Source organism: Micromonospora sp. DT41 (assembly GCF_049841715.1).
Classification (GTDB): domain Bacteria; phylum Actinomycetota; class Actinomycetes; order Mycobacteriales; family Micromonosporaceae; genus Micromonospora; species Micromonospora profundi.
In genome coordinates, this window is record NZ_JBNCKU010000001.1 from 315,683 (window position 1) to 333,469 (window position 17,787).

Consider the following 17,787-nt stretch of genomic DNA (forward strand, 5'->3'; position numbering starts at 1 on the left):
GGGGGGCTTGTCGCGGTGGTCGCCCCCCCCGCCCCCACACCCCCCCCCCTTTCACACCACCTTTACCCGTTTTTGGCGGGGGGGCCCGTAAACCCCCCCCCCCCGACCAACCCGCTGGGGCGCCGTCAGTGCAGGCCGACGGCCAGGTCCGGGTCGATGGTGTCGCTGAGAACGGCGCGGGGCACGACCAGGAGCATGACCGCCAGCGCCGCAGCCATACCGCCCGCGATGACGATCGCCATCGGTACGGCTCCGGTGCCGAACAGGCCAGCCAGGGGCGCCGAGAACGCGCCGATGCCGAACTGCACGGCACCGAGCAGCGCCGCGGCGGTCCCGGCGGCCTCGCTGTGCCGGTTCATCGCCAGCGCGGGCGCGTTGGGCATGGCCAGGCCCGTGGCGGCCAGCACCAGCCACAGGATCACGAGCAGGGCGCCCAGGCCACCGAAGCCTGTCGCGGCGACCACGATCAGCAGTACGCCGAACGCCGTTCCGGCGATCAGGGCGCTGATGAGGATCTGCTGCGGCGTGAACCGGCGCAGCAGCCGTACGTTGAACTGGGTGGCCGCGATCAGGCCCACCGCGCCCGCGCCGAAGGCCAGCCCGAACTCCTGCTCGTCGAGGCCGTACTGCTGCTGCAACACGAACGACGACCCCGAGACGTACGCGAACAGGGCGGCCATCGCCAGCCCCGCGACCAGCACCAGACCGACGAAGGCCCGGTCGTTGAGCAGCCCTCGGTAGTCGCGGAGGGTCGCTGCCACGCCGCCGTGACGGCGACGGGCCGCGGGAAGGGTCTCCGGCAGCCGCAGCGCGGCGATGACGATCAGCAGCACGCCGAGCACCGCCAGCGCCGCGAAGACGCCCCGCCAGTCGGTCCGGCTCAGCAGGGCGCTGCCAAGCGTCGGCGCGAGGATCGGCGCCATTCCCATCACCAGCATCAGCCGGGAGAAGATCCGGGCGAAGGCGGAGCCGCTGAACAGGTCGCGCACGATGGCCGTGGCGACCACGGCGGAGGCGGCGACGCCGAGCCCCTGCAGGACGCGCAGCACGCCGAGCACGGCGATGTCGGGGGCGAACACGCACAGCACGGAGGCCACGATGTGCACGGCCAACCCGGCCAGCAGGGGCTTGCGCCGGCCGATCGCGTCCGAGAGCGGCCCGAGCAGCAACTGGCCCAGCGCGAGGCCGACAAGCGTGCCGGTAAGCGTCAACTGGACGGCGGTCTCGGTGGTCTCCAGGCCGGACGTGATGGCGGGCAGCGCCGGCAGGTACATGTCGATGGTCAGCGGGCCGATCGCGATCAACGCGCCGAGCACCAGGACGAGCTGCGCGCGCTGGCGGTTGGTCATCAGGTCACCCGGCAGCACCTCGGGCTCGGCGGTTTTCTCCACCAACTGCTTCATGATCTCGATCTTTCTGCGGGGTCCAGGTACGTCGCGGGTCGTGCCCGACGTTGGGCAGCGAGCAGGTGGTGGTGGGGGGCCGGTCCGGTGATTCTCTCTCTCGGTCAACGTCCCAGCCCCGTACGGCATCGCCACTGTGTGAGGACTCACGTACACACAGACTTAACACCTACTTCGCACGCCTACTTGCCAAGTGCGAAGATGGGTGATGTCATCAATCTGTGATTGCTGACGATGTGATCGAGATTCTCGCCACCTTGCGCCGGATAGGCGGTGAGCCGTCAGGTGTCGAAGCAAAGCGGGCCGCCGAAGGACTGCCGAAATCTCTTCGCGAGACGCTCTCCGCCTTCGCGAACACCGACGGCGGGACGGTTTTGCTCGGCGTCGACGAAGAACGTGGATTCAGCGTTATCGAGCTGACGGACCCCACGGCGCTGCGGAACGCTCTGGTACAGATGTCGCGCGACGACCTCACACCTCCGCTACGGATCAGCACCGAGATCATCGAGGTCGAGGGCAACCGACTGGTGGTGGCGGAGGTGCCGCCCGCGCCAGCCGACCAGCGTCCGGTCTACGTCACCGCACAAGGTATTTCCGGGGGATCGTACCTACGCGGGGGCGACGGCGACCGTCACATGACCCAGGCAGAAATCGCGATGGTCACGGCCGCCCGGACCCAACCTGTATACGACCGCGAACCCGTTGACGGGACATCGGCGGACGACCTGGACGACGAGGCCGTACGCCGAACGCTGCGGAGGATACGGACCGGGTACCCCAAACTCGCGCGGTCCGACGACGCCACGGTCCGCTACCGACTCGGCATCACGGCCGGACCCGCAACCGATGCCCCGCTGACGCTCGCCGGGCTCCTTGCCTATGGGCAATTCCCGCAGCAGCACTTCCCTCAGCTGATGGTCTCGGTAGTCGTGCACGGCCCGGACCCGGCCTCCGGCACCAGGTTCCTCGACAACCAGACGGTCCGGGGTTCCATCCCCGAAATGGTCGAGACCACCCTCGGTGTACTCCGTCGCAGCCTCGCAGTCCGCGCAGTCATCACCGATCACGGCGGACGGATGGACGAGGTCGAGTACCCGCTCGAGGCCGTCCGCGAGGCGGTCGTCAACGCTCTGCTGCACCGCGACTACAGCCCTGTGACAAGAGGCACCCAGGTGCAGGTTGAGCTATTCACCGACCGCCTCGTCGTTCGCAGCCCAGGCGGCCTTTACGGAGGCGTGATCGTGGACGAACTCGGCGAGGAAGGCATCTCGTCGTCGCGCAATGCAATACTGGCTAGCCTTCTCGCAGACACCTACCTCCCGTCTTCGAACGAACTCGTCGCCGAAAACAGGTCTTCGGGCATCCCCGCGATGCTCGCCGTAGCGCGGCGCCGGGGCCTGCCACGGCCACAATTCCGGAGTTCCATCTCCAGTTTTGTGGTCACCATGGCCCGTTCCAAACTCCTCAGCCCTGAGGTACGCCACTGGATCGCCGGGCTGCGGGCACACTTGCCCACACCCGCGCATGAGATCGCTTTAGCAATGCTGCGCGAGAACTACCTGACCAACGAAATGCTGCGGCAATGGGGCGTGGACCGCATCACCGCCGGCCAGGTCTTGCGGGATCTCGTCGCCCGAGGGCTGGCCGTCAAGGAGGGCGGGCGGCGCTACGCGCAGTACGTACTCGATCCCGCAGCCTCGGGCCGGAGCAAGGAACCCGACCTCTTCACCAACCTCCTGCCGGACGTCAGCGAGGCGCTCAAAAGCCGGGGAGAAGCGACAGCCGGTGAGCTCGCCGAACTCACCGGACTGTCCCGTACTGCCGTCCTCAACCATCTACGCGCACTGGTCGAGGCCGACACCGTCATTGCCATCGGAGCAGCACGAAGCCCCAAGCGCCGGTACCGGTGGGTTGCCTCCACGCCCAGCTATTGAGCCGAGCCCGGCTTCTCAGCCGTTGAGCAACTGCCTCGCCATGACGATGCGCTGGACCTGGTTGGTGCCCTCGTAGATCTGGGTGATCTTGGCGTCCCGCATCATCCGCTCGACCGGGTAGTCGCGGGTGTAGCCGTAGCCGCCGAGCAACTGCACCGCGTCGGTGGTGATCTCCATGGCGGCGTCGGAGGCGAAGCACTTGGCCGCCGCGCCGAAGTAGGTCAGGTCGGCGTCGCCCCGCTCGGACCGGCCCGCCGCGGCGTACGTCAACTGCCGGGCCGCCTCCAGCTTCATGCCCATGTCGGCGAGCATGAACTGGATGCCCTGGAACTCGGCGATCGCCTTGCCGAACTGCCGGCGCTCGGCCACGTACCCCTTGGCGTAGTCGAGCGCGCCCTGCGCGATTCCGACGGCCTGTGCGGCGATGGTGACCCGGGTGTGGTCCAGGGTCTTCATGGCGGTGGCGAAGCCGGTGCCCTCGGCGCCGATCATCCGGTCGGCGGGGATCCGCACGTTGTCCAGGTAGACCTCGCGGGTGGGCGAGCCCTTGATGCCGAGCTTCTTCTCCGGCGCGCCGAAGGTCACCCCGGCGTCGGACTTTTCGACAACGAAGGCCGAGATGCCCCGGGAACGGGCTGCCGGGTCGGTGACGGCGAAGACTGTGTAGAACTCGGACACGCCGGCGTTGGTGATCCAGCGCTTGACGCCGTTGAGCACCCAGTGATCCCCGTCACGCACCGCGCGGGTCGTCATCGATGCCGCGTCGCTGCCCGCCTCCGGCTCGGAGAGGCAGTACGAGAACATCGCGTCGCCGGACGCGACAGGGGTCAGGTAGCGGCGCTTGAGGTCCTCGGAACCGGACAGCAGCAGCGGCATCGTGCCGAGCTTGTTGACCGCCGGGATGAGCGAGGAGGACGCGCAGGCGCGGGCCACCTCTTCGATCACGATCGCGGTGGCCAGGGCATCCGCGCCCGCTCCGCCGTACTCCTCCGGGATGTGCGGCGCGTGGAAGTCGGCGGCCCGCAGCGCGTCGTAGGACGCCTTCGGGAACTCCCCGGTCTCGTCCGCCTCCGCGGCGTGCGGAGCTACCTTTGCGGCGCAGACCTCACGGACCGCCTCCCGGATCGCCTCGTGCTCATCGGGCAACCGGTATACGTCGAACGACTCCCCTGCGGCCATGTCGGCCCTCCCCTTCACCGCTATCATGCGCAGTCTGTGGCCTTCCCTGACCGCCAACCGCGCAGACTGAAGGATAGCGACTGCAGTTCAGGTGATGTTACCGGCGCGTAGGTACAGGGCATGACGGAGCACCCACGCCGCTGGGCAATGATGGACACAAACAGAGTCATACCTCCGGTGCCCGCCAGGCGCCGCAGCAGAATGCGACGCGACGAGCGCCGCCAGTGCGAGCGGAGAAGACAGGCGTGACGATCCCCTACCCCACCATCCAGCCGAGCCCCGCTATCGCCGCGGTGACCCCGCCGTCGGGCGCACCTCGGCCGCGGGTGACCTTCCTGGGGACCGGCTACCTCGGTGCGACGTACGCCATCTGCTACGCGGAGCTCGGGTACGAGGTGCTCGGTTTCGACGTCGACACCGACAAGATCGCGATGCTGAACGCTGGCCAGGTTCCCATCCACGAGCCCGGCCTGGACGAGCTGCTCAAGCGCAACCTGGCCGCCGGCCGGCTCCGGTTCAGCACCGACATCGCCGAGACCGCCGAGTTCGGCGACGTGCACTTCATCTGCGTCGGCACCCCGCAGCGGGCCGACGGGATGGGCGCCGACCTGTCGTACGTCGAGGCGTCGGTGACAAGCCTGGCGCAGCACCTGACCCGCAAGGCGCTCATCGTCGGCAAGTCCACCGTGCCGGTGGGCACCGCCGAGTGGGTGGAGCAGCTCGTCGGCAAGCACACCCCCGACAACCTGGGTGTCGAGGTGGCGTGGAGCCCCGAGTTCCTCCAGGAGGGCTTCGCCGTCGACGACGTGCTCCGCCCCAACCGGATCGTGGTCGGCGTCAAGAGCGAGTGGGCAAACGGCATGCTCTACGCCGCGCACAAGGGCGTCTTCGACCTGGCCGCCACCGAGGACCGCGAGGTGCCCCTGGTGGTAACCGACTTCGCGACCGCCGAGCTGGTGAAGGTCGCGGCGAACGCCTTCCTCGCCACCAAGATCTCCTTCATCAACGCGATGGCCGAGGTCTGCGAGGCCTCCGGCGGGGACGTGACCCAACTGGCCCGGGCGATCGGGTACGACCCCCGCATCGGCAACCGGTTCCTCCAGTCGGGCCTCGGCTTTGGCGGCGCCTGCCTGCCCAAGGACATCCGCGCCTTCCAGGCCCGCGCGCAGGAGTTGGGTGCCGGTGAGGCCCTGCGCTTCCTGCACGAGGTCGACCTGATCAACCTGCGCCGCCGGGCCCGGGTGCTCCAGCTCGCGGCGGACCTGCTGGGCCGCCGCTCCGGCCCGGCCGGCCCGGACTTCTCCGGCACCCGGATCGCCGTGCTGGGAGCCACATTCAAACCCAACACCGACGACGTCCGCGACGCCCCGGCGCTCGCTGTCGCCGCGCTGCTGCACAAGGCCGGCGCCGACGTGCACGTGTACGACCCGCAGGGCACCGAGAACGCCCGCCGCGCGGTTCCCGAGCTGACCTACGAGGCCGGCATCAACGAGGCGGTCACCGGCGCCGACCTGGTCTGCGTCCTCACCGAGTGGGCGGACTTCCGCAACGCCGACCCGGTCGCCCTGGGCGAACTGGTCGCCGGCCGCAAGGTCGTCGACGGGCGCAACTGCCTCGACTCGGCACTGTGGACGCAGGCCGGCTGGGAGTACCGGGGCATGGGCCGCCCCTGACGTTTCTCCACCCACCGGCCGGCCGCGGAGCACCACTGGCGGCCGGCCGGTGATGTTGTTTGCCCCGGACCCGCCGACAAGAGTCGAAATCCACGCCGGCATTGGGCATGCTGCGACAGTGGGAGTCCACAGTGCGGGTGGAGGGGTGTCGTGGCGACCTTTCAATGCTCCTCGTGCGGCCGGGAGATCAAGCCGGCCGTCCGCTGTCCGCACTGCGGGTCTGACCAGCCGCAGTGGGTCGAGCATCTGGCAAACGTCGAGCGTTCGATAGCGGAGATGAAGGCGCGCGACGCCGCCATCGCCCGCGAGCAGCGGCAGATCGCCGCCAAGATGCAGGCAGCGCTCTTCCAACGGGACATCCTCGCCCACGCCGGGGAGGAACGCCTCAAGCAGGCGACCCGCCCCCGGCGGGTGCTGCGCCGCCGTCCCGGTCGCCGCCCACCGACGGCCACCACCGGCGCCCCGCCCCGGGTGCCCCGCCAGGGCACGCCGACAGCTCCGGAGGACCCACCACCACCGCCGCCACCGCCGTCCTGGCTGGACGCCGACGACCCGGAGCACCCCCCGGAGGCCTCCTCCCGGGAGGTGCAGAACATCCCCCTCGGCCTGGGTGCGCTGCTGCTCGGCGTGGCCGCCGTGGTCTTCGCCGCGGTGGCGACCAGCTCGATGGACGCCCTGGCCCGCCTCGGTGTCCTGCTCATCGCCACAGTGCTGATGCTGCTCGCCCCACCGGTGCTGGCCCGGCGCGGCCTCACCTCGACGGCCGAGACGATCGCCGCTGTGGGTCTGCTGCTCGTGCCGCTCGCCGGGTACGCCCTCTGGGCCGTCGACCGGATCGGCGACGGCGGCACCTCCGGTGCGATCTTCGCTGGCCTGATCTTCGCGGGGACCGTCGCCGTGTCGGTCGGGTACGCCACGTGGACAGGTCTGCGCGCACCCCGCTTCGCTGCCGTACTCGCCGCACAACCGGTGCTGCCGCTGCTCACGTTCGACCGCATCACCGGGCCGGGTGGCTGGGCGCTGGTGCTGACAGTGGTCGCCCTCCTCAACCTCTGGCTGGTCCGCTCCGGGCTGATGGTGGAACGCCCCGTCCGGCAGGACCTGCCGGAGGCGAGCACGCCCGCTGCGCCCCGGCAGCGTGACGCCGAGGGCAGGCCGGAGGGCGCCCCGGAAGAGGCCGGCGAGGTGATCGACGCCGGCGTGGGGACCGCCCAGCCGCCGGCCCGTCCGGTGCCCGGGGTCCGCGAGCTGACCTGGTCGCTGCACGCGGTGGCGGTCGCCGTCGCCCTGGCGTACGCCGTCACCGCCCTGCTGCGGGCACAGACCGTGCCCACGGCGACAAGCGCCGGGCTGGTGCTGCTACTGGCCGCAGCGGTCGGGTTGGCCGGCGCGCTGGTGCTGCGCCGCCCACCGCTGCCCGACGTCGGGGCCGGCATCCTCACCCTTGCCGTGATCGGTGCCTTCGGCCGGATCGCCTCCGTGGCCCTGCCCGGCCAGTCGCTGCTACTGATCGCCGCCGTCATCACGGCGACCGGCCTGGCGGTACGCGCGGTCCCCGAGGCCGCCCGACGCGGACCGCAGATCGCCTCGGCGGTGGCGCTCACCGTCAGCGGGTTGGTGGTCGCCGGTGGCGCGCTGCGTGCCGGCGTCGCAACGGTACGCGCGGCGCTGCCCGCGTGGGGCGCCGACCTCGACGGGTACGCCGCCGAACTGGCCGCCGCTGTCGGCCCGAACACGTGGCAGCTCGCCGCCGCCGCGTTCCTGCTCACCATCGCCGCGGTGCTCGCCCTGCCAGCTGACATCCGCCGCGAGTTCGCCGTGGCGGGAGCCGCGCTCACCGCGCTCGCCGTACCGGCCTCGTTCGGTCTCGGCTGGGTGTCGGCGCCCTGGCCGATGGTGCTCACCGCGATCGGCGTCGGCGTGACCGGCCTCTCGGCGCGGACCACCCGGGCCGCGCTGGCGCATTCCGTCGCCGCTGCCGTGGTGGGCATGTTCGGCGTCGGTGCCGGCCTGTCCCGGCCGGGGCTCACGGCCGCCGTCCTGCTCACCATCTTCGCGGCAGCCGCGCTGGTCGCGCTGGCCCCCCGGGTACGGATCGCGTCCGCAGCCGCCGACACGGTCACGGACTGGGCCTCCGGCGGCGCCGCCTTCGCCCTGCCCGGCGCGGTGGCGGCGTTCGTGGCCGCAACAGCGACCGTCGACCCGACCCCCACCCCGGCCAGCCTCCGCGAGGTGACGGTGCCGGTGCTGGCGGCGAGCTTCCTGGCGGTCTGCGTGACCCTCGGGTACGCGGCCATGGTGCAGGTCTCCCAGCGGCGCATCCCGGCACCCCTGTCGGTCGGCACGGGGCTGGGCGCACTCGTGGTCACCGCCGCCGCCTTCGGCGCCCCAGGGGCGACCGTCGCCGACGCCTGGGTCGGCGCGCTCCTGCTTGTCGCGGCGGTGCTGCTCTACCTGGCACCCTCGATCGACGCCGGCCGCCGCTCCGACCTCACACTTGACGGCTCCGACCTGGCCGCCGCGGCGGTCACCACCGCGCTGATCGCCACGATGGTGCGCATCGGCGCGGTCATCGCCCCCGGCGGGCAACTCGCCGTGGCCGCCGCCCTCGTGCTGGTGGTCGCCGTCGGCGCCCGTGCCATGCCCGAGGAATGGCGGCGCGGGCCGACCCTCGGCATCACCGTCGGCGGCGTACTCATCGGTGTGCTCGCCGGTTGGATGGCCCTGCGCGGCGGGGTGGGGGTGCTGGCCACACCCGGCCCGATCTGGGACGGCGACCTGAGCAACTGGCCGGCCTCGCCGACCGGCGGCTCGACCTGGCAGGCCCCGATCGCGCTGCTGCTGCTTGCCGTCACCGCCGGCATCCTGCTGCCGCCGCCGTGGCGGTGGGACGTGTCCGGTGCCGCAGTGGTGCTCGCCACTATCGGCGCGCCGGCCGCGTTCGAGCTGCCCTGGTGGTCGCCGGTGCTGGTCGGCGGGATGGTGGCCACCGTCTTCGGGATGGCCTCGGTGGCCACCGAGGAGGCCCGCGCCGGGCTGTCCCGGGCCACCGTCGCCGGGGTGGTGGCGCTGCACGCCGCAGGCGCCGGCCTGGTCCGCCCCTGGACCACAGCGTTAGCGCTGGGCAGCATCGCGCTCATCGGCGTGGTCGTGGCCGCGGTGGCCCGCGTGCTGGCCGGCCCTCAGGTGACCGACCTGGAGACCGAGGGGATGCCGCCGCACCTGGCCCAGATCGGTGGAGCGGCCGCCGGTGCCGCGTTGCTGGCCCTGCCCGGTGCGGTCGCGGCGCTGGCCGTCGAGTTCGAGCACTCGCCGCAGGTGGTGCTGACCGCCGCACTGGCGGCGTCCAGCCTCGGCCTCGCGGCCGTGGCCGCGGTGCGCCGGCACGTGCCTCAGTACCTGCCCTGGGTCAGCGTGGCAGTGGTCGGCGGAGCCACCATCAGCGCCCTCGCCGCCATCCCCACCGGCCTGCCCGCCGGGGTCTACGCGGCCGCCGCCGCCCTGCTGGGCGTCCTCGCCGAACTGGTACGTGCGGCGACCGCGCCGCCCACCAGCTCGGCCCAGCCGGTCCGACGGTGGGCGGTGCTCCTCGACGGCGCGCTACGCCGGCTGCCGGACGACCCGGACCGGCGGCGGTGGCGGGTCAGCCCGTCCGCCGGTGCCCTCGCCGCAGCCGCCCTACCCACGGCGTTGGCCCTCGCCTCGATCACACCTGCCCTGGTGACCGCCCTTGTCGAGCCGCACCGCACGCTGAGCCGCATCTGGCAGGGCCCGCCGCCGGAGCTGCTCACCCCACCGGCGGACGTGGTCAACCCGACCCACGTACTGACCGCGCTGCTGCTCACCGCGACCGCCGCGCTGGCCGCCACCGGGTTCAGCGGCGGACGGCGGTCCCGCGCCGTGCCTGTGGTGCTGCCCGGCGCGGCCGTCACACTGCTGATCGCGCCCCTCGCGCTCGGCCGGGGCTGGCCCGCGAGCACCATCGGCGCGCTCTCCGTCTTCACCATCGCGATGCTCGGCCTCGCGCTTACCCCACCGCCGGCGCTCGTCGAGCGGGCCCGGTCGCTGCGGCTGGCCCGGGTGCTTGTGTTCGTCATCGGTCTGGCTGGCGGCAGCGCCGGCCTCGCCGGCAGCCTGGCGGACCGGCAGCTGACCCTGTTCACCCTCGGAAGCGCCGTCGGTGTTGGCGCGGTGGCGGCGCTGTTCGGCGTCACGCAGCGGGCGCGCATCCTCGGCTGGCTCTTCGCATCGCTGATGGCGCAGCTGTTCGTGCTCACCGCCGGTCTGGTCGCCGGGCTGGCCGCGGTCTGGTCTGCGTTCGGTGTGCTTGCCGTCGGCGCGGTCCTCCAGGTGCTCGCCGCGACCCTGCCACGGCTGCGCCGACCCGAGGCGCAGCGCGAAGCGTCAACTGTCGAATGGAGCGGGTACGCGGCGGCGCTCATCGCCCTGGCCCTCGCCTTCGACTCGCCCCGCCACATCGCCGCCCTCCTTGCCGCGTGGGGCGCCGTCCTCGGCGTGGCGGCAACCCGCCCCGGTCGCCGGCCGGTGGAGCGCCGCATCCTCTTCTGGGCTGTGGTGTTCTGCGAGATCACCGCCTGGTGGATCCTGATGCGCGTAGCCGACGTGGCGCTGCCCGAGGCGTACACGCTTCCGTTCGCCCTGCTGGCCCTGCTGGTCGGGGTGCTGGAGCTGCGCCACCGGCCGGACATGAGCAGCTGGGTGGCGTACGGGCCGGCGCTGGTCGCCGCGTTCGTGCCCACACTTGCCATCGTCCTGGCCACCGAATCCAGCACGCTTCGGCAGATGCTGCTGCTGCTCGGTGCGGTCGCGGTGCTGATCTTCGGCTCGTCCAGCCGTCAGCAGGCACCGGTGATCGTCGGCGCGTCGGTCACCGCGATCGCGGCGATCCACGCGCTTGTCAGCCTCGGCCCGTGGCTGGCGCTGATCCCCGTGGGCATCCTGCTGCTCATCCTCGGCGCCAGCAACGAGCGCCGCCGCCGAGCCCAGGAACGCCTACAGACCGCACTACGCGGCATGAGATGAATCTGAGGAACAAGCGGCGTGAGTCCGGCTGCGTCGATCATGGAGTTGTGGTGGTGGACAAAGGACCCCAAGCACCCCTTTTCGGGCACCACAACTGCATGATCGACCCGGGTGAGGTCGAGGCTCGCGTGGACTACCGCAGGGTTGCCTGGAGGGCGGCGTCCTTGGTTTTGATGAGCTTGTCCAGGTTCTGCTGGTAGGTCGTCATTCGGGCGCGCAGGGGCTCGTCGCTGGCACCGAGGATTCGTACGGCTAGCAGGCCGGCGTTGCGGGCGTTGCCGATCGACACTGTGGCGACCGGGATGCCCGCCGGCATCTGCACAATGGACAGCAGCGAATCCATCCCGTCGAGGTGCTTGAGCGGCACCGGCACCCCGATCACCGGCAGCGGCGTCACCGAGGCCACCATGCCCGGCAGCGCGGCGGCGCCACCCGCACCCGCGATGATCACCTTGAGGCCCCGGTCGGCGGCGTCCTGGCCGTACTCGATCATCGCGACCGGGGTCCGGTGCGCCGAGATCACCCGGACCTCGTACGACACGCCGAAGTCGTCCAGCACCTCGGAGGCGGCCCGCATTGTCGGCCAGTCCGAGTCACTGCCCATGATCAAACCGACGGTTGGCACCTCGGCCCCCTTCTCGCTCACTCGCGCCCCTCACGCAGCCAACGGGCGGCCCGAACAGCCCGCGCCCGTACGTCGTCCAGGTCGTCACCGAGCACCGTGACGTGCCCGATCTTGCGGCCGGGTCGCACCTGCTTGCCGTAGAGGTGCACCTTCGCGCCCGGCTCGGCGGCGAAGAGGTGGTGCAGCCGCTCGTCGATCGACATTCCGCCCGGCTCGCCACCGAGGACGTTCGCCATCACCACCACCGGCGCGGTCAGCGCGGTGTCGCCCATCGGGTAGTCCAGCACGGCCCGCAGGTGCTGCTCGAACTGGGAGGTCCGGGCGCCCTCGATGGTCCAGTGCCCCGAGTTGTGGGGCCGCATCGCCAGCTCGTTGACCACGATCGCGGGCCGACCGGCCTCGTCGCGTACCTCGAAGAGTTCGACGGCGAGCAGGCCGACCACGCCGAGCGCGGTGGCCAGGTCGATGGCGAGCTGCTGGGCGGCGACAGCCAGATCCTCGTCCAGGCCGGGCGCCGGGGCCAGCACCTCCACGTTGATACCGTCCCGCTGAACCGTCTCGACCACCGGGTACGCGGCCACCTGGCCGAACGGCGACCGTGCCACCTGCACTGCCAGCTCCCGGCGCAGCGGCACCCGCTCCTCGACGATCAGCGGGGTGCCGCCAGCGAGCAGCGTGGTCGCCAGCTCGGTGGCCTGGGCGGCGTCGTCGACCATCCAGACGCCCCGGCCGTCGTAGCCACCCCGGGCCGCCTTGAGCACCACCGGCCAGCCGACCTGCTCGCCGAAGTCGACGAGGTCAGCGGGCTCACCGACCGGCCGCCACCGGGGGTTGGGCGCGCCCAACTCGGTGAGGCGTTCCCGCATCACCTGCTTGTCCTGGGCGTGCAGCAGCGCGTCGGCAGGCGGGTACACCGCCACGCCCTCCGCAGCCAGCGCGCGGATGTGCGCGGAGGGCACGTGCTCGTGGTCGAAGGTGACCACGTCGCAACCCTTGGCGAAGGTACGCAGGGCGGCGAGGTCGGTGTGCTCGCCGTACTGGACGTCGGCGGCGACAAGTGCCGCGCCGTCCTCGGGACTGGCAGCGAGCACACGCAGTGACTGACCGAGGGCGATCGCGGCCTGGTGGGTCATCCGGGCCAACTGGCCGCCACCCACCATGCCGACAACGGGGAGACCGGTACGGGAATCCATAGCGCGGCCAGCCTATCCGGGTGGTCGGTGCGGTCGCCCGGAGGGCCGGCGCCGGCCGATTCCGCAAGACGCCGGCCACCACCGTGCCCCGGTCGCGGGCGACTACCGGGTGCTACGTCGGATGCGGTGTGTTCAGCCGAGCTGGGCGACCAGCTCCTCGACGGAGGTCACCGGCCGTTGGCAGACGAAACCCCGGCAGACGTACGCCGCGGACCGCCCGTCGACGAACGGCCGGTCGGCGAGCAGTGGGACCCCCGGCTGGTCCGGAGCTCCGGCGACCACCACCGCTCCGGGCGGGGCGTGCCGGTGGGCCGCCGCCACCAGCGGATCGCCGGCCGGGTCGCCGGTCACCACGGCGATCTCGTACGGCCCGGACAGCAGCGCCTCACCGACAGTTGCCGCGTACCCGGTGAACCGGGCGTGCCGCCCGACGATCGGCGCCACGGTGGCGAGCGCCGCCTCGGCGGCCTCCCGGTAGCGCGTCTGGCCGGTCAGCGCGGCGTACGCCACGAGCCCGGCCACCAGCGCGGACCGGCCCGACGGGGTGGCGTTGTCGGTCGGGTCGGCCGGCCGGGCGACGAGCTGCTCGGCGTCGTCGGCCGTGTCGTAGTAGGCGCCGCCGGACGCGGCGAAGTGCTCCAGCGCGGTGTCCAGCAGCCCGCCGGCCAGGGTGAGCCAGCGTCCCTCGCCGGTGAGCTGGTGCATCGCGCAGAACGCCTCGGCCACGCAGCCGTAGTCCTCCAGGACGCCGGCCGGCTCACCGACCTTGCCGTCGCGGGAGACCCGGCGCAGACGGCCGTCCACCAGGTGCACGTTCGCCAGGTGCTCGGCGGCGTTACGCATCGCGCCGTCGGCGACGATCGTCACGCCGTCCATCAGGTTGGCGTCCTCGTCCTGCGGCGACGCGTACAGGGCAGCGACCTGCTGGAACTCGGCCATGGCGGTGATCGCCAGACCGTTCCACGCGGCCACCACCTTGTCGTCACGAGCAGGCTGGGGACGCGTGTCCCGGGCCGCGAGCAGCCGGCCCACCACCTGCTGCCAGCGGGCGCGGACCTCGGGTGCGGCGTCGTCGACGTCCCGGGCGAGCCGCAGCACGCTCATGCCGTGCTCGAAGGTGCCCTCGTCGGTGACGGCGAACAGGTCGGCGGCCCACCGGCCGTCCTCCTCGCCGAGTACCTCGACGAGCTGCGCGGGCGTCCAGGCGTACGTGAGCCCTTCGACGCCATCGGTGTCGGCGTCCAGCGCGGACGCGAACCCCTCCCCCGGCCGGTGCAGCTCGTCGGCGAGGAACCGGGCGGTGTCCCGGGCGATCCGACGGGCCAGCGGGTCACCGGTCAGCCGCCAGACCTGCGTGTAGACCCGCAGCAGCAGCGCGTTGTCGTAGAGCATCTTCTCGAAGTGCGGCACCGTCCAGTGCGCGTCCACCGAGTAGCGGGCGAAGCCACCGGCCAACTGGTCGTAGATGCCACCCCGGGCCATCGCCTCGGCAGTGTGCCGGACGATCTCCAGGCTGCGCGGGTCGCCGGTGCGCTGGTGGTGGCGCAGCAGGAACAGCAGGTTCATGTGCGGCGGAAACTTCGGGGCGCCCCCGAAACCGCCGTTCGTCACGTCGTACTCACCGGCCAGGTTCGCGGCTGCGGCGTCGAGCAGCGGGACGTCCAGCGGGGCGGTGGGGCCACCCACTGCCTGTGCGCCGCCGATCGCCTCGACGACGGCGGCGCCCTGGCGCAGCACGTCGGCGCGCTGGTCGCGCCACGCGGTGGCGACCGACTGGAGCAGCCGGACGAAGTTGGCCCGCGGGAAGTAGGTGCCGCAGAAGAACGGGGTGCCGTCTGGGGTGGCGAAGACTGTCATCGGCCAGCCGCCCTGACCTGTCATCGCCTGGGTGGCGGTCATGTAGACGGCGTCGACGTCGGGGCGCTCCTCGCGGTCCACCTTGATCGACACGAAGTCGTCGTTCAGCAGGGCGCCGACGTGCTCGTTCTCGAACGACTCGTGCGCCATCACGTGACACCAGTGGCAGGCCGCGTACCCCACCGAGATGAGCACCGGTACGTCGCGCCGCTTGGCCTCGGCGAACGCCTCGTCGCACCACGGCCACCAGTCGACCGGGTTGTCGGCGTGCTGGAGCAGGTACGGGCTGGTGGCGTTGGCGAGTCGGTTCACCCGACGACCATAACCAGGTACGCCGGACCGCGCCGGGCGGTCACCTGTCAGGAGGCGCCGTCGGCGCGGAGCCGGAAGACGTTCGACTCGGCCGAGTCGCGCAGCGACCCGAGCACCGCGCCGATCTTGTCGGCCGGCATGGGCTTGAAGAAGTGGTAGCCCTGCGCGGACGTGCAGCCCAGCTCAGCCAGGGCCAGCCGCTGCTCGGCGGTCTCCACGCCCTCGGCGACCACCCGCAGCCCCAGCTCGTGGGCGAGCCCCACAGTGGTCCGTACGATCGCTGCCGCTTCCGGTGAGTCGGCCATCCGGATCACGAACGAGCGGTCGACCTTCAGCTCGTCGACGGCGATCCGGGTGAGGAAGGTCAACGACGAGAAGCCGGTGCCGAAGTCGTCCACAGCGAGCTGCACGCCCATCGACCGGAGCGTGGACAGCACCTCGTCGATGACCTCCAGCTCGCTCATCACCACCGTCTCGGTGATCTCCAGGACCAGCCGGTGCGGCGGCACCTGATGCCGGCGCAGCGCCTCGGCGATCTCCGCGGGCAGGCGCGGGTCGAGCAGGCTACGCGCCGACAGGTTCACCGAGATCGGCACGTCGAGCCCTTCGCGGGCCCAGCCGGCGGCGACGCCGAGCGCCTTGTTCAGCACGTACCGGGTGAACGTGCCCAACTGCTCGCTGTTCTCCACCGGGCGGATGAAGTCGATCGGGTTGAGCCAGCCCCGCCGGGGATGCTGCCAGCGGATCAACGCCTCCACCCCGGTGGGCGCGCCGGTGGCCAGGTCGACGGCCGGCTGCAACGCCAGCACCAGTTGGTCGTCGACCTCCAGCGCCTCCCGCAACTCGGCGAGCAGCGCCAACTGGTCGGTGCTTGCCGCGTCCCGGGTGCTGTCGTACGCGGCGACGCTGCCGCCGCCCTCCTTGGCCTGGTACATGGCGATGTCGGCCCGGCGCAGCAGCTCGGTCAGGTCGGCGGTGCCCGCGTCGGCGACGACCACCCCGACGGAGACCTCGATCGACATCCGCACCCCGGCCACCTCGGTCGGCGCGGCCAGCCGCTCGGCGATCTCCCGTGCCTGCCGCAGCGCGTACGCCATCGGGGCGGCGCGGTCGCCGAGCACCGGCACCGAGGTGAGCAGCAGCGCGAACTCGTCGCCGCCGAGCCGGCCGAGCAGGTCGCCGGGGCGGGCGAGCGCGCTGAGCCGGTTGGCGGTGAGCCGCAGCAACTGGTCGCCGGCCGCGTGTCCGAGGGTGTCGTTGACCTCCTTGAACTGGTTGATGTCCAGCAGCAACAGAGCCACCGGGTGCTCGTGCGCGAGCTGCCGCAGCGACTGGTCGCCCTTGCTGAGCATCGCCGTCCGGTTGGCCAGCCCGGTGAGCGGATCGTGCACCGCCTCGTACGACGATCGGGCGGTGACCAGTCGCAACTCACGGTGGGTTGCGGCGTCGTGCAGGGCGGCGGCGAGCGCGTCGCCGAACGCGGCGATGGCGTCGCGCTCCCGGGCTGCGGGCGGGGCGGAACGGGGGAACCGGACCCGCAACCGGCCGACCGGCGCAGCGCCCACCGACAGCGGGCGGATCAGCTCGTGCTCGTCGGGCTCCGACTGGTCCGGTGGGCCCACCTCCCGGTCGACCAACTGGCCGCCGGCGTCCCCCCGGTAGCGCCGCCACCTGCCGTCGGCCCGTGCCACGTCGACGTCGACCAGTTCGGCGTTGAACAGCGTCAACGCACCGCTCACCGCAGCGCTGGCCACGCCCCGCTCCTCGAGCTGGTTGAGGGCCGCGGTGGCCTCGGCGAAGGCCCGCCACGTACGGCGTTCCTGGTCGGCGCGCAGCCGGTAGCGGTAGGTCTGGTGCAGCAGCCACAGCAGTGGCGGCAGGAGCAGCAGCCAGCGTGGGTCCAGCTCCAGCAACGTGACGACCACCAGGCCGACAGCCACGTTGCCGACGAACATGAGCAGCTTGCCGCGCAGCGCGGCGAGCAGCGGCGGCCCGATCGGCAGCCCGTGCCGCAGCCCCAGTGTCACCCCACCCAACCAGGCGGTCACCAGCAGGTACGTCACCGACCCGGCGATCACGGCCAGCGCCAGCATCGGTGTCGGCGGGGCGAGCAACGGCTCCCCCAGGGCCGTCGTGACGGACACCGCCAGCGCCGACGCGGCGGCGAGCGACGCGGCGATACGGACGATCTCCAGCAGGGGACGACGGTCGCCGTACAGCGAATGCGCCGTCCAGGCCAGTCCGGCACCGAGCAGGGTCGCCGACGGCAGCCAGCCGGCCGGCGTGAGGTAGAGGCAGACGATCAGCGCCGCCTCACCCCAGGTGATGCTGACCATGCCCGCGCCCGTGCGGAACCGCAGTCGGGCGAGCTGGGCGACGGCGAGGATGGCCACGGCGATGCCGAAGCGGGCCGGACCACCGAGAGGATCGTCAGCCGGCAGCCGGAACGGGAGGGTCCAGCCGACCATTGCGGATACCAGGGCGGTAAGCGTCACCGCGCCGGTCAGCACGAGCACCCGGGCCGGCATGCCGCGCGCGCCGAGCCGGTCGGACCGGTCGGCAGCCGGG

9 protein-coding genes are annotated in these 17,787 nt (G+C 72.0%); 3 read left to right on the forward strand and 6 right to left on the reverse strand.

The genetic code is table 11. From position 1 onward, the window contains the following. Window positions 1–125 precede the first annotated feature (125 nt). On the reverse strand, window positions 126–1,349 hold the full coding sequence (locus ACLQ23_RS01390) for a multidrug effflux MFS transporter (protein WP_425880334.1): 1,224 nt from the start codon (window positions 1,347–1,349) through the stop codon (window positions 126–128). A gap of 275 nt (window positions 1,350–1,624) precedes the next feature. On the opposite strand from ACLQ23_RS01390, the gene ACLQ23_RS01395 reads away from it, so the two are divergent. Beyond that, window positions 1,625–3,337, forward strand: a complete 1,713-nt coding sequence (locus tag ACLQ23_RS01395; protein WP_425880247.1) for an ATP-binding protein — start codon at window positions 1,625–1,627, stop codon at window positions 3,335–3,337. A 15-nt stretch (window positions 3,338–3,352) separates the two neighbouring features. Here ACLQ23_RS01395 and ACLQ23_RS01400 read toward each other — a convergent pair whose 3' ends face one another. After that, the gene (locus tag ACLQ23_RS01400) at window positions 3,353–4,516 is read right to left on the reverse strand and encodes an acyl-CoA dehydrogenase family protein (RefSeq protein WP_355596917.1); all 1,164 of its coding nucleotides are present in this window, start codon (window positions 4,514–4,516) and stop codon (window positions 3,353–3,355) included. Window positions 4,517–4,761: 245 nt separating this feature from the next. On the opposite strand from ACLQ23_RS01400, the gene ACLQ23_RS01405 reads away from it, so the two are divergent. Both ACLQ23_RS01405 and ACLQ23_RS01410 read left to right on the forward strand, forming a co-directional pair. Further along, window positions 4,762–6,189, forward strand: a complete 1,428-nt coding sequence (locus tag ACLQ23_RS01405) for a UDP-glucose dehydrogenase family protein (RefSeq protein WP_425880248.1) — start codon at window positions 4,762–4,764, stop codon at window positions 6,187–6,189. Between the two features lie 150 nt (window positions 6,190–6,339). Beyond that, window positions 6,340–11,232 carry an SCO7613 C-terminal domain-containing membrane protein gene (locus tag ACLQ23_RS01410; protein ID WP_425880249.1) on the forward strand — a complete coding sequence of 1,631 codons (4,893 nt, stop codon included), beginning with the start codon at window positions 6,340–6,342 and terminating at the stop codon, window positions 11,230–11,232. Between the two features lie 133 nt (window positions 11,233–11,365). Here ACLQ23_RS01410 and purE read toward each other — a convergent pair whose 3' ends face one another. The 4 genes from purE to ACLQ23_RS01430 all read right to left on the reverse strand — a co-directional run bounded on the left by purE (window position 11,366) and on the right by ACLQ23_RS01430 (window position 17,747). After that, a complete protein-coding gene (gene purE, locus ACLQ23_RS01415) occupies window positions 11,366–11,857 on the reverse strand; it encodes a 5-(carboxyamino)imidazole ribonucleotide mutase (protein ID WP_425734770.1) in 492 nt (163 codons plus the stop codon). A 17-nt stretch (window positions 11,858–11,874) separates the two neighbouring features. Beyond that, window positions 11,875–13,050: a 5-(carboxyamino)imidazole ribonucleotide synthase gene (locus ACLQ23_RS01420; protein WP_425734721.1), complete on the reverse strand. Its 1,176-nt coding sequence runs from the start codon at window positions 13,048–13,050 to the stop codon at window positions 11,875–11,877. A gap of 132 nt (window positions 13,051–13,182) precedes the next feature. Further along, window positions 13,183–15,219 carry a thioredoxin domain-containing protein gene (locus tag ACLQ23_RS01425; RefSeq protein WP_355596909.1) on the reverse strand — a complete coding sequence of 679 codons (2,037 nt, stop codon included), beginning with the start codon at window positions 15,217–15,219 and terminating at the stop codon, window positions 13,183–13,185. A gap of 47 nt (window positions 15,220–15,266) precedes the next feature. Continuing rightward, window positions 15,267–17,747: a putative bifunctional diguanylate cyclase/phosphodiesterase gene (locus ACLQ23_RS01430; protein ID WP_425880335.1), complete on the reverse strand. Its 2,481-nt coding sequence runs from the start codon at window positions 17,745–17,747 to the stop codon at window positions 15,267–15,269. Window positions 17,748–17,787 lie beyond the last annotated feature (40 nt).